The following is a 13573-nucleotide window of genomic DNA, read 5'->3' on the forward strand; positions in this document are numbered from 1 at the left end:
CGTACAACTTAAAATAGAATCGTCAACTGCATTTCATCGCGCCGGGTGATTCTGTAAGAGAGAGACCCACTACGCTTCACTGAAAACGCCGTGGACAAAGGATTTCGGCTGCTTTTCGAGGAAACGGCTAATCGATCAAGGATCGATCAAGCGGCCACAGTGATTTATGAAGTCATACGTTGTCGTAAGCCTTTCTTCGAAAAGCACGAGCAAACAGAGACCCGCCGCCGCTCGTCGTGACTGTTATTTCTAACAGTTACCGATGAAACGTACATAGGCGATAACAGGCTCCCACGCCCTCAACCTGTGGCCAGGCTCGACGCCAGAAGGAGGTTCACCATGACGCATCCAGCACCCAGTCTTAAAGGATCCGCTACCCAGGTGGTAGCGCTGTCGGACCTGGAGGGCTCACTGCACATCAGCATCCCGGATTCGGCCGACATACGCCCGGAGCACGATGTCCGCGCCATTCTTGGGGAGAATGATGAAAAACCGGACTGGCCTGGCGCCTACGTCCAGATTGGACGATGGAATGATGAAACCGAAGAGGTGGAAAGAGCGCAGGATTTTAGTGTGGAGGTGCCCAAGGAAGCGCTTGAGGAATACGTGAACATGACCGTAACGGTGCGCTATCAAAGCCGCAACGAGTCGAGTGACGTGACCAGTTCGGAACCTCTGCGGCTTCGCATTGAGCCCTAGCTCACACGGCCAGCTTCAAACCCGCTGCGCCTCAGCCTCTTCATGGGCATGGCGCAGCCGCTCGCGGCTGTTGGTCAGGTGCAAGCGCATGGCCGCCCGTGCCGCATCGGAATCCTGGCGGGCAATCGCGTCGTAGATCTCTTCGTGCTCGCGACTCAGGCGATTCATGTAATGCTGCTGGTCATCATGGGCCAGGCGCGCCGAATTGAGTCGCGTACGCGGGATGATGCTGGTGCCCAGGTGGGTCATGATGTCGGTGAAGTAGCGGTTGCCGGTCGCCAGGGCGATTTGCAGGTGGAACTGGAAGTCCGACGCCACGGCATCACTGGCGTGGGAGACACTTTCATTCAACGCGTCCAGCGCCGCTCGCATCAACGCCAACTGCTCGGGGCTGCGGCGTTGGGCGGCAAGGCCGGCGGACTCCACTTCGAGGCTGATGCGCAGTTCGAGAATCGCCAGCACGTCACGCAGGGTGACCACGGTCGCCGGATCGATGCGAAAACCACTCGGGCTCGGGGTGTCGAGCACGAAGGTGCCGATGCCATGACGGGTTTCCACCTGCCCGGCCGCCTGCAACCGCGAAATCGCCTCGCGCACCACCGTACGGCTGACGCCATGGGCATCCATGATCGCCGATTCGGTGGGCAATTTGTCGCCGCGCTTGAGTTGACCGTCGCGAATCTGCTCGGACAGCACCGTCACCAATTCCTGTGCGAGGCTGCGGCGCTTGCGAGGGAGGCGTGGCGTGTCGATCGGGTTTTCCATGGTGAACGTCATTCTCGAAAAATTCGGCTGAATCCGCATCATAGCTCAACGCGGTTGTACGATCACCTACCACCCCCTGTAGGAGCGAGGCTTGCCCGCGAAGAACGATGACACGGTTTCTCAATGGAACCGTGTAACGGCTTTCGCGGGCAAGCCTCGCTCCTACAGGGGGCCGTGGTGTTTATGCGGTTACAGCCTGGTCCACCAGATGCCCATTCTCGATACGGATGTGCCGTGGATGGAAACGCTTCAGGCTGCTGCGATGCCCGACGCTGACGATGCTCAAGCCTGGTATTTCGTCGATCAACGCTTGATACAGCGACGCCTCGTCCTCCTCATCCATCGCCGAGGTGGCTTCGTCCATGTACAGCCATTGCGGTGCATAGAGCAGCGCGCGGGCGAAAGCCAGACGTTGCTGTTCACCCGGCGACAGCATGCGCTGCCAATGATTGGCTTCGTCCAGGCGAGCAACGAGGTGCGGCAAGCGGCAAGTTTCCAGCACGTGAACATAGCGCTCGTGCGGATAGGTATCCCCAGCCTGTGGATAACTCAGCGCCTCGCGCAGGGTGCCGATCGGCAGATAGGGTTTCTGAGGCAGGAACAGATACCGCGCCGCCGGCAGACGGATACTGCCATGACCCGCCGGCCACAAATGCCCCATGGCCCGCAGCAAGGTCGATTTGCCGCTGCCGGAACGACCGCTGAGCATGACGCGCTCGCCCTCCTCCACGGTCATGTCGGCGTTGGTCAGCAAGTGACGACCGTCAGCCAGGTCGAGGCCCAGGTTGTGCACCTTCAACTCCGAGCCCGAATTTTGCACATCGATCATCGGCGCGCGCTCTTCGTTATCGGTCATCGCCTGGCGGAAACTCAGCAGACGATCACAGGTGGCGCGCCAGGAGGCGAGGCTCTGATATGCACTGATAAACCAGCTGAAACTCTCTTGCACGTTGCCGAATGCCGAACTGATCTGCATCAGCTCACCCAGTTCGATCTTGCCCGCGAAGTAACGCGGCGCGGCGACAATGAACGGAAAGATAATGGCTGCCTGGTTATAACCGGCGGTAAAGAACGTCAGGCGCTTGGACACCTTCATGATGTCCCAGAAGTTGTGCCAGACCAGGCCAAAACGACTGCTCAAGCGACGGTTTTCATTCGGCTCACCGTTATAAAGAGCGATGCTTTCGGCATTCTCGCGAATCCGCACCATGGAGAAACGCAGGTCAGCTTCGAAGCGTTGTTGCTGGTTGTTCAAGCCGATCAGGCGACGACCGATCAAATGCGTCAGCCAGCTGCCGATCACCGCATAGACCAGCACACACCAGAACATATATCCGGGAATGGTAAAACCGTAGACATCAATACTGCCCGACACACCCCACAGGATGATCGAGAACGACACCAGGCTGACAATATTGCGCAGCAGTCCAATGCCCAGTTCCAGGGTGTTTGAGGTGAAGTTGTTGAGGTCTTCGGAGATCCGCTGATCCGGGTTATCGGTGTAACCGCCTTGCTCAAGCTGGTAATAATTCTTGTTGCCTAACCAGCGGGCGAAATGCTTTTCGGTAAGCCATGCCCGCCAACGGATGGTCAGCATCTGGGTCAAGTACAGCCGGTATACCGCGCCGACAATCGCTACCGCCGCAATCCCGCAGAAATACAGGATCAACCGCCAGAACGCAGCCTCATCCTTTTGCTGCAGGGCATTGTAAAAATCCTTGTACCAGGTGTTGAACCACACCGAAATTCCCACGCTGACCAGCGACAATACGATCACCGCGATCAGCAACGTCCAGGCCTTGCCCTTCTCTTCGCTGCGCCAGTAAGGCGTGGTCATCGCCCAGACTTTGCGAAAAAACTGCCCGCGCACAGCATCATTGACCGCGGAATATTCAGCGTTCTGATTCATGGAAAAGGCTCATTGGAGAAAAGAACGACACACGAACCGATCATAGATGATCAGTTCGTGTTGTAACGCGCTGGGACAACAATTGTTCAGCACCGGTTCAGCGACGGACCGGGCGCTTCTGCAGTTTGCGCTGCAGGGTGCGACGGTGCATGCCCAAGGCACGGGCCGTGGCGGAGATGTTGCCTTCGTGTTCGGTCAACACGCGCTGGATGTGTTCCCATTGCAAACGGTCCACGGACATCGGGTTTTCCGGCACCAGGGTGTCGAGGTCGGCATGCTCGGAAAGCAAAGCGGCCAGCACGTCATCGGCGTCCGCCGGTTTGCACAGGTAATTGCAGGCGCCGCGCTTGATCGCTTCGACGGCGGTGGCAATGCTCGAGTAACCGGTGAGGATCACCACGCGCATTTCCGGGTCCAGCTCCAGCAGCTTGGGCAACAGGACCAGGCCGGAATCGCCGTCCATCTTCAGGTCCAGCGCGGCGTAGTCCGGCAAATCGGCCTGGGCGATTGTCAGGCCTTCTTCGGCGGAACCGGCGGTGCTGACGCGAAAGCCGCGGCGGGCCATGGCGCGGGCCATGACCCGGGTAAAGGTTGCGTCGTCGTCGACCAGCAGCAAATGTGGCAGTTCTTCGCCTTCGCCTTCGACCTGGATATCGTCACTCATGTTCGTCTCCTCGGGCGACACGGGGCAGGCGCAGCTCGGTGAGCGTGCCGCCTTCCTCATGACTGTAGAGTTTCACTGAGCCGCCGGCGCGTGTCACGCTGGCCTTGCTCAAAAACAGGCCCAGGCCGAAACCTTTGCCCTTGGTGGTAAAAAACGGCTTGCCGATCTGCTCGGCGATGGCCAGCGGCACACCGGCACCGTGGTCGCGGATGCTGATGGTCAAGTCTTCGGCATCCCAGTCCAGGGTCACTTGCAGCCCTTCGGGGCAAGCATCGGCGGCGTTGTTGAGCAAATTCAACAGTGCCTGGGTCAGGTCCGGCGGCGGCGCCATCCGTGGCACGGTGCCTTGGCCGAGGCGCTGGAAGCGATAACTGGCTTCCGGACGCATCAGGTGCCAGCGGTTCAGCGCTTCGTCGAGCCAATCGGTGACGTCCTGCATCTCCACCGCCAACCGGCGATTGGCCTCCGCCGCCCGGACCAGCTGCTGCAAGGTTTCCTTGCAGAGCTTGACCTGATCCTGCAGCACACTCAGATCGTCCTGCAACATCGGGTCGTGATGGTCCTGGCGCATTTCCTTGAGCAATACGCTCATGGTCGCCAAGGGCGTGCCCAGTTCATGGGCGGCGCCGGCCGCCTGGGTCGCGACGGCCAGCAGCTGCTGATCGCGCAGGCCCTCTTCGCGACGAATGGCACGCAGCTCTTCCTGACGGCGCAGCTCCTCGGCCATGCGCGCGGCAAAAAAGGTAATGACCGCCGCGGCCAGGGCGAAACTCAGCCACATCCCGTACACCTGCAGGTTTTCCCGAGCGATCGGGAAGGTCTGCAGCGGGTAGAAGCGCGCCAGCAACAGGGTGTACATCGTCAACGCAATACCGGACAGAATCACCGAATACCGCCACGGCAAGGTCACTGCGGCGATGGTCAGCGGCACCAGGTAATAGGAGACGAAGGGGTTGGTCGAGCCGCCGGAGAAATACAGCAAGGCACTGTGGATAAACAGGTCGCACGCCAGTTGCACGGCGTACTCAAGCTCGGTGACCGGCCACGTGGTGCGCAGGCGAATCGCCGTGAACGCACACAGCAGCATCGAACAGCCAAGCGTCGCGGCCAGTTGAAACCAGGGCAGCGGCAGCAGATCGAGCCAGTAAGCCAGGCCCACGGAACCGGCCTGGGCAGCCAGCACCAAAGTGCGGATGAATGTCAGCCGCCAGAGATTCTGGCGAGTCGCGGAAGTGATTTGAACGGGGGCGAGCATGAGCTCTCCTGATGAGCGCTCCAGGCGGATCGCAGGGAGTATAACCAAGCACGGGGGCTGGCAGGCGAAAGTGCGGCAAACGGCCACAGGGATCAGGGGTTTACTGCGTCTACAAAAATGCCTTCGCGGGCAAGCCTCGCTCCTACCGGATCGCGTCGGTTAAATCTTGTGGAATCGACACTGACCTGTAGGAGCGAGGCTTGCCCGCGATTGGTCGCGAAGCGGCCACCTGCGAACGATCTGTATAGAAGTTGTAACTGTGCGAACCAGATCATTAAAGCTAGAGTCTGATGGTTTCACGCAGGCTCGGACCTAACCCCTGCGCATCGCCCAAGGAGTTTTCATGCACACATTTCGCCGCAGCGCCGCCCTTCTTGCCCTTAGCGTGAGCGCCGTTGCCAGCCTCCCGGCCCTGGCCGCCGACGAGCTGCATTACAACCAGATCGCCCTGCGCGCCGAAGTCAGTCAGGAAGTGGCCCGCGACCTGATGATCGTGACCCTCTACACCGAAGAACAGAACAGCGACCCGGCCAAACTCGCCGCCGACGTCAGCACCACCATGAACAAGGCGCTGGCCCAGGCCAAGCAGGTCAAGGACATCACCCTGCGCCAGGGCAGCCGCAACAGTTACCCGATCTACGACACCAAGGGCCAGAAAATCACCGGCTGGCGTGAACGCGCCGAACTGCGCCTGGAAAGCTCGGACTTCGCCGCCCTGTCGAAATTGACCGGCGAACTGCTCACCGACCTGAAAATGGGCGGCATGGACTTCGCTATCGCCACGCCAACCCGCAAGGCCAGCGAAGACGCGCTGCTCAAAGACGCGGTCACCGCCTTCAAGGCCCGCGCCCAATTGGCCACCGACGCGCTGGGCGGCAAGGGTTACAAAATCGTCAACCTGAACCTCAACAGCAACGGTTACCCGCAGCCGTACATGCGTGGGCCGATGATGATGAAAGCCGCGAGCATGGACAGCGCGCCGGTGACACCGGAAGTTGAAGCGGGTACCAGCCAGGTCAGCATGACGGCGGATGGCGCGATTGAAGTACTGATGCCTTGATTGGATAAACCGTACAAATGACGGCGATCATCAACGTGATCGCCGTTTTTTTTGCCAGGCCAAAACCCGATGAGTGCCTACACTATGAGTTGGGTATAAATAAGTAACACCGCGCGCCAACCGGGTGCACCAGACACTGCGCTCGCCCGGTACAGGTGCGCTTGTTGCACCGAAAAAACCCTGCGCAAACGATCAAATGCGCGGGTAATTACACATATGCGACATTAAGGTACGTTCGTGCCACTGTTTAAGGCTTGTTGCTTATCCGGATCTTGCATTGGGTATGGCCCCTGCATAAGTATCCGCAGGCACGACTCACGAGGTCGTCCTCTAATTCCAAAAATGACAACAAATCATGAGGCCACCATGCTTAAACACGCGGTCATTCCGTTTTTAGTCGGCGCGAGCTTGTTAGCCAGCGCACCTTTCGCCCAAGCGGCGACTAACCTGGTGTTTTGCTCCGAAGGGAGCCCGGCCGGTTTTGATCCCGGTCAGTACACCACCGGAACCGACTTCGACGCCTCTGCAGAAACCATGTTCAACCGCCTGACTCAATTCGAGCGCGGCGGCACCGCCGTTATTCCTGGCTTGGCGACCAGCTGGGACATTTCCCCGGACGTGCTGACCTATACCTTCCACCTGCGTGAAGGCGTCAAGTTCCACACCACCCCGTACTTCAAACCGACTCGTGAGTTCAACGCCGACGACGTGCTGTTCACCTTTAATCGCATGATTAACAAGGATGACCCGTTCCGCAAAGCGTACCCGACCGAATTCCCGTACTTCACCGACATGGCCATGGACACCAACATCGCCAAGGTCGAGAAGGTTGACGATCGCACTGTCAAGTTCGTCCTCAACAGCGTTGACGCAGCCTTTATCCAGAACCTGGCCATGAGCTTCGCCTCCATCCAGTCCGCCGAGTACGCGGCCCAGCTGCTCAAGGAAGGCAAGCCCGGCGACATCAACCAGAAGCCGATCGGCACTGGCCCGTTCGTGTTCAAGAGCTACCAGAAAGACTCCAACATCCGCTACACCGGGAACAAGGACTACTGGAAGCCTGAAGACGTCAAGATCGACAACCTGATCTTCGCCATCACCACCGACCCGTCGGTGCGTATTCAGAAGCTGAAGAAAAACGAATGCCAGATCACCCTCTTCCCTCGCCCTGCCGACCTCAAGGCACTGCGTGAAGACAAGACCCTGAAGCTGCCTGAACAGGCCGGGTTCAACCTGGGCTACATCGCCTACAACGTGATGCCCGTGCTCAAGGGCCGCACCGACAACAACCCGTTGGCCGACCTGCGGGTCCGCCAGGCGCTGGACATGTCGGTGAACAAGGCGCAGATCATCGATTCGGTGTATCAGGGCGCCGGCCAGCTGGCCGTCAACGCCATGCCGCCCACCCAATGGTCCTATGACACCACCATCAAGGATGCCAAGTACGACCCTGAGAAAGCCAAGGAGCTGCTCAAGGAAGCCGGCATCAAGGAAGGGACCCAGATCACGCTGTGGGCCATGCCGGTTCAGCGTCCGTACAACCCGAACGCCAAGCTGATGGCTGAAATGCTGCAGTCGGACTGGAAGAAAATCGGTCTGAACGTCAACATCGTCAGCTACGAATGGGGCGAGTACATCAAGCGCTCCAAGGGTGGCGAGAACCAGGCGATGATCATCGGCTGGAGTGGCGACAACGGTGACCCGGACAACTGGCTCAACGTACTGTTCGGTTGCGACTCGCTGAGCGGCAACAACTTCTCCAAATGGTGCGACAAGGACTTTGACAAGCTGGTCAAGGAGGCCAAGAAGACACCTGACCAGGCCAAGCGCACCGAACTGTACAAGCAGGCGCAACACGTCCTTAAAGATGCCGTTCCAATGACACCTATCGCTCACTCGACGGTGTTCCAGCCCATGCGCGCCAACGTGCAGGATTTCAAGATCAGCCCATTCGGCTTGAACTCCTTCTACGGCGTCAGCGTCAGCAAATAAGGTGGTGCAACGGCGACGTTTTTTGACGTCGCCGTTGCGCTATCTACCGAGAAAGTAGGAATTTGCCTACATCCTGATCCGCTGCGTACTACAGCAGCGGTTTCAGACGTGTCGCCTTTTCCCACAAGTCTTTCGGATTTTTCGCATTTACTGCCGGACCTAAGGTTCATACCGTCGGGATCTGACCAGTTAGTCCGTGGGCTCTCGGTTATTGCTGCACGTCATGGCTTGAGACCAGTGAGGCCTACACGTCCTGAAGGACGGGAAAGTCTCATTGTCAAAAACACTAAACAAGAGCGAGCGTCATGCGCCATTCCTTGGTTTTTTCCGCATTGCTGGGCACCGGCCTGTTGGCCGCCACTTCCATCAGCCAGGCCGCCAACAACAGCCTGGTGTTCTGTTCCGAAGGCAGCCCCGCTGGCTTCGATACCGCGCAGTACACCACCGCGACCGATAACGACGCTGCCGAGCCGCTGTACAACCGACTGGCAGAGTTCGAAAAAGGCGCCACCAACGTAGTCCCGGGCCTGGCAACCCGTTGGGATATTTCCGAGGATGGCCTCCAGTACACTTTCCACCTACGCGAAGGAGTGAAATTTCACACCACTGCGTACTTCAAGCCGACCCGTGACTTCAATGCCGACGATGTGCTGTTCACGTTCAATCGCATGCTCGATCCGCAGCAACCCTTCCGTAAGGCTTACCCGACCGAATTTCCGTACTTCAACGGGATGAGCCTGAACAAGAACATCGCCAAGGTCGAAAAAACCGGGCCGCTGACCGTGGTCATGACGCTTAACAGCGTGGACGCCGCGTTCATCCAGAACATCGCCATGAGCTTTGCCGCCATTCTGTCGGCCGAATACGCCGACCAGTTGCTGGCGACCGGCAAGCCGAGCGACATCAACCAGAAGCCGGTCGGCACTGGCCCGTTCGTGTTCAAGAGCTACCAGAAAGATTCCAATATCCGCTACACCGGCAACAAGCAGTACTGGGACCCGAGCCGGGTCAAACTCGACAACCTGATCTTCGCCATCAACACCGACGCTTCGGTGCGGGTGCAGAAGCTCAAGGCCAACGAGTGCCAGATCACCCTGCATCCGCGCCCTGCCGATGTAACCGCGCTGAAGAACGATGCCAGGCTCAAGCTGATCGAGAAGCCCGGTTTCAACCTCGGCTACATCGCCTACAACGTGCGTCACAAGCCGTTCGACCAGCTCGAAGTGCGCCAGGCACTGGACATGGCGGTGAACAAGCAAGGCATTCTCAACGCCGTCTACCAGGGCGCCGGGCAACTGGCGGTCAACGCCATGCCGCCGACCCAATGGTCCTACGATGAGACCATCAAGGACGTCGCCTACAACCCGGAAAAAGCCAGGGAACTGCTCAAGGCCGCCGGCGTGAAGGAAGGCACCGAAATCACCCTCTGGGCCATGCCGGTCCAGCGCCCCTACAACCCCAACGCCAAATTGATGGCCGAGATGCTTCAGGCCGACTGGGCGAAGATCGGGCTCAAGGTCAAGATCGTCAGCTACGAATGGGGCGAGTACATCAAGCGCACCAAGAATGGCGAACACGACGTCAGCCTGATCGGCTGGACCGGGGACAACGGCGACCCGGACAACTGGCTCGGCACGCTTTACAGCTGCGACGCCATTGGCGGCAACAACTACTCCATGTGGTGTGATCCGGCTTACGACAAGCTGATCAAGCAGGCCAAGGTCGTCACCGACCGTGACCAGCGCACCGTGCTCTACAAACAGGCTCAGCAATTGCTCAAGCAGCAAGTGCCGATCACGCCTGTCGCCCACTCGACGGTCAACCAGCCGTTAAGCGCCAAGGTCGAAGGATTCAAGGTGAGTCCTTTCGGCCGCAACGTGTTCTCGGGTGTCAGCCTGGAAAAATAACCGATTAGCCAGAACCGCTGGGGGCGCTTGCGCCCCCACGCAAGCGTATTGCCGCAATTCGCCGAATCGACCAGCAGCAAACGTTTGCCATGCCTTGAAAGTGTTGTAACCAATAGCCGGATCACCAAAAAAAGACCGGCATAAAAAAAAGAAACGAAGGAGCTTCACCCATGAAACTGAGCAGCACCGCGTTATTGGCCCTGGCCATCAGCAGCGTCACCGCCACGGCCTACGCAGAGTCCCAAAGCCAGGCGTTCACCCCGGTTACCGTGAAAGAGAAAAGTGCCCAGAGCGCAGCCACCGGCTTCGTCGAAGGCCAGTCGATCAGCGGCACCACGCGTAACTGGTATGCGAACGAGCAACTGAAACGGGGCGGCCAGTTCGCTTACAAGAAAAATGGCATCTCGACCGACACGGATCGTCGGATCAACTGGGTGCAAGGCACCATCATCAAGTACAACTCCGGTTTCACCGAAGGCCCCGTGGGCATCAGCACCGAAGTGGCGGCGTACAACGCCATTGCCCTGGATCGTGATCGCAAGGACCTGGCGTCCAACAACGGCGGCGCACCGGGCACGCGTCCAGGCGCGGGCAACAACCGTACCCTGACCGAAGAAGGCGGCGACGCCGTCGGCCAGTGGAGCAAGCTCGGCCTGGCCAACGTCAAGGCCCGTGTCTCCAACACCACCCTGACGGCCGGTCGCCAGAACTTCAGCAGCCCGATGGTCGATGTGATCGGTAACCGTGCGCTGCCTTCGAGCTTCGAGGGTGTGAGCCTGCACAGCGAAGAGCTGGAGAACCTGTCCTTCGACGTCGGCACCTTCGATCGCAACTCTCCGCGTACGGAACAGAGCCAGCGCAAGTTCCGCACCGAATACGCCAACGGCATCGTTGAAACTGATCACGTCCACACCGCGGGCATCACTTACACGCCATTTGCCAGCCTGACCACCAGCCTCTGGGCCACCCAGGCCGAAGACATCTGGAACCAGTACTACTTCGGCGCCTCCCACGTATTGGGCGACAGCTCGATCCTGAGCCTGACCACCGGCCTGAACTACTACAAGACCCAGGAAGAAGGCAAAGCGCTGATCGGCAATATCGACAACGACACCTACTCCCTGTCCTTCGGACTGACCCACCAGGCCCACAGCCTGACCTTCTCGTACCAGGAAATTAACGGGGACGAGTACTTCGACTACCTGCACGAAACCAACGGCATCTACCTGGCCAACTCCCTGCTGTCGGACTTCAACGGCCCGAACGAGAAATCCTTCCAGGTGGCCTATGGTCTGAACATGGCCGAATACGGCGTGCCCGGCCTGAAGTTCAACATCTACAGCGCCCGGGGCTGGGGGATCGACGGTACTCACTACAAGGGTAACGAAGGCGTGGCCGGTAAAGGCTACGACGGCATCCAGGCCCAGGATGGCGAACATCACCAGGAATACGGAATCGGCGCAGCGTACGCGGTGCAGAGCGGCCCGCTGAAAGCCACTGCGATCCGCGCGACCTACACCACTCACCGCGCCAGCGAAAACCAGGCGGATGGCAGCATCAACGAGTTCCGTCTCGTGACCACCATCCCGTTCAACATTCTGTAAAAACGCCAGCCAGACGGCTGACTCGTCACGGGTCGGCCACCTGGATGCGGTCTTTTAACCGATTGCAGAGGGTTCTTGATGAAAATGCTTCCCCTACGTGCAGCCATCGCTGCCGCGCTGCTGAGTGTCGCTGTTGGCGTCTCGGCCAAACCCCTGGTGGTCTGCACCGAAGCCAGCCCCGAAGGCTTCGACATGGTCCAGTACACGACTGCAGTCACCGCCGATGCAGTGGCCGAAACCATCTTCAATCGCCTGGCCGACTTCAAGCCCGGCACCACTGACGTGATTCCGGCACTGGCAGACGCTTGGGACATCAGCGAGGACGGTCTGACCTACACTTTTCACCTGCGCAAAGGCGTCAAGTTTCACACTACCGACTACTTCAAGCCGACCCGTGACATGAATGCCGACGATGTCGTCTGGAGCTTCCAGCGTCAGCTGGACCCGAAACACCCGTGGCACGACAAGTCGAGCGTAGGCTTCCCGTACTTTGAAAGCATGGGCTTCAAGGAACTGCTCAAAAGTGTCGAGAAGCTCGACGACAGCACAGTGAAATTCACCCTGACCCGTCGCGAAGCACCGTTCCTGGCCGACATCGCCATGGCCTTCTCCTCGATCTACTCCGCCGAGTACGCCGACCAACTGCTCAAGGCCGGCAAAACCGGCGATCTGAACAACAAACCGGTCGGCACCGGCCCGTTCGTTTTCCAGCGCTACAACAAGGACGCCCAGGTTCGCTTCAAGGCCAACCCGGACTACTTTCGCGGCAAGCCACCGGCAGACGCACTGATCTTCGCCATCGCCACCGACAACAACGTGCGCCTGCAGAAACTCAAGGCCAACGAGTGCCAGGTCGCGCTGTATCCGAAGCCGGATGACATCCCGAGCATCAAGAAAGATGCCCAGCTGAAAGTCGATGAGATGAACGCGATGACCGTCGCGTACATCGCCCTCAACACCACTCACAAATATTTGAGTGATGTGCGGGTGCGCAAAGCCATCGATATTGCTTTCGACAAGGAAGCGGCAGTCAACGCGCTGTTTGGTAAAGGCAATGCGACGGTGGCGGTCAATCCGTACCCTGACACCTTGCTGGGCTACAACCGTAGCCTGAACAACCCGCCTCGCGACCTGGACAAGGCCCGCGCCCTGTTGAAGGAAGCAGGCGTTCCGGAGGGCACCGTGTTTACCCTGTTCACCCGCAATGGCGGTGGCGCGACCAACCCGAACCCGATGCTCGGCGCGCAAATGATGCAGGCCGACCTCGCCAAGGTGGGGATCAAGATCGACATCCGCGTCATGGAATGGGGCGAAATGCTCAAGCGCGCCAAAAACGGCGAACACGACATGGTGTCCGCCGGATGGGCGGGCGATAACGGCGACCCGGATAACTTCCTGACGCCTATGCTCAGTTGCGAGGCCGCAAAAAACGGCGAAAACTACGCACGCTGGTGCAACCAGAAGTTCCAGGCCCTGCTCGATGAAGCCCGGGCCAAAGTGAACCCCGACGAACGCGCGGCGCTCTATGAGCAAGCCCAGGCGATTTTCAACCAGGACCAGCCATGGATCAGCATCGCGCATACCCGTATGTTCACCGCAATGCGCAACAACGTAGAGGGCTATCAGATCAGCCCGCTCACCACCAATAACTTCGCCACCACTCAGGTGAAGTAGATAAGAAAATTCCCGGTGTCCCTGACCCCAGGGACGCCGGGCAC

10 protein-coding genes are annotated in these 13573 nt (G+C 59.0%); 6 read left to right on the top strand and 4 right to left on the bottom strand.

The window, feature by feature from the left end; translation table 11 throughout:
* Window positions 1-339 precede the first annotated feature (339 nt).
* Window positions 340-699, top strand: coding sequence for a hypothetical protein (locus tag PMA3_RS25265; RefSeq protein WP_064679747.1), 360 nt, complete (start codon window positions 340-342; stop codon window positions 697-699).
* A gap of 15 nt (window positions 700-714) precedes the next feature.
* Here the strand turns inward: PMA3_RS25265 and PMA3_RS25270 are convergent, their stop codons facing one another.
* From PMA3_RS25270 to PMA3_RS25285, 4 genes are all read right to left on the bottom strand, one after another.
* Window positions 715-1464: a FadR/GntR family transcriptional regulator gene (locus PMA3_RS25270; RefSeq protein ID WP_064679748.1), complete on the bottom strand. Its 750-nt coding sequence runs from the start codon at window positions 1462-1464 to the stop codon at window positions 715-717.
* Between the two features lie 181 nt (window positions 1465-1645).
* Window positions 1646-3373: an ABC transporter ATP-binding protein/permease gene (locus PMA3_RS25275; RefSeq protein WP_064679749.1), complete on the bottom strand. Its 1728-nt coding sequence runs from the start codon at window positions 3371-3373 to the stop codon at window positions 1646-1648.
* Between the two features lie 97 nt (window positions 3374-3470).
* Window positions 3471-4037 carry a response regulator transcription factor gene (locus tag PMA3_RS25280; protein WP_045061485.1) on the bottom strand — a complete coding sequence of 189 codons (567 nt, stop codon included), beginning with the start codon at window positions 4035-4037 and terminating at the stop codon, window positions 3471-3473.
* Window positions 4030-5292, bottom strand: a complete 1263-nt coding sequence (locus tag PMA3_RS25285; protein WP_064679750.1) for an ATP-binding protein — start codon at window positions 5290-5292, stop codon at window positions 4030-4032. The genes PMA3_RS25280 and PMA3_RS25285 overlap by 8 nt, the downstream gene beginning before the upstream one ends.
* Before the next feature lie 343 nt (window positions 5293-5635).
* Between PMA3_RS25285 and PMA3_RS25290 the strand changes: the two genes are divergently transcribed.
* The 5 genes from PMA3_RS25290 to PMA3_RS25310 all read left to right on the top strand — a co-directional run bounded on the left by PMA3_RS25290 (window position 5636) and on the right by PMA3_RS25310 (window position 13529).
* On the top strand, window positions 5636-6352 hold the full coding sequence (locus PMA3_RS25290) for an SIMPL domain-containing protein (protein ID WP_064679751.1): 717 nt from the start codon (window positions 5636-5638) through the stop codon (window positions 6350-6352).
* A 366-nt stretch (window positions 6353-6718) separates the two neighbouring features.
* The gene (locus PMA3_RS25295) at window positions 6719-8344 is read left to right on the top strand and encodes an ABC transporter substrate-binding protein (protein WP_064679752.1); all 1626 of its coding nucleotides are present in this window, start codon (window positions 6719-6721) and stop codon (window positions 8342-8344) included.
* Between the two features lie 305 nt (window positions 8345-8649).
* The gene (locus PMA3_RS25300; RefSeq protein ID WP_064679753.1) at window positions 8650-10251 is read left to right on the top strand and encodes an ABC transporter substrate-binding protein; all 1602 of its coding nucleotides are present in this window, start codon (window positions 8650-8652) and stop codon (window positions 10249-10251) included.
* A 170-nt stretch (window positions 10252-10421) separates the two neighbouring features.
* Window positions 10422-11855, top strand: coding sequence for an OprD family porin (locus tag PMA3_RS25305; protein ID WP_064679754.1), 1434 nt, complete (start codon window positions 10422-10424; stop codon window positions 11853-11855).
* Between the two features lie 78 nt (window positions 11856-11933).
* A complete protein-coding gene (locus PMA3_RS25310) occupies window positions 11934-13529 on the top strand; it encodes an ABC transporter substrate-binding protein (RefSeq protein WP_064679755.1) in 1596 nt (531 codons plus the stop codon).
* The last annotated feature ends 44 nt before the right edge of the window (window positions 13530-13573 follow it).

It is taken from the genome of Pseudomonas silesiensis (assembly GCF_001661075.1).
Lineage (GTDB): Bacteria > Pseudomonadota > Gammaproteobacteria > Pseudomonadales > Pseudomonadaceae > Aquipseudomonas > Aquipseudomonas silesiensis.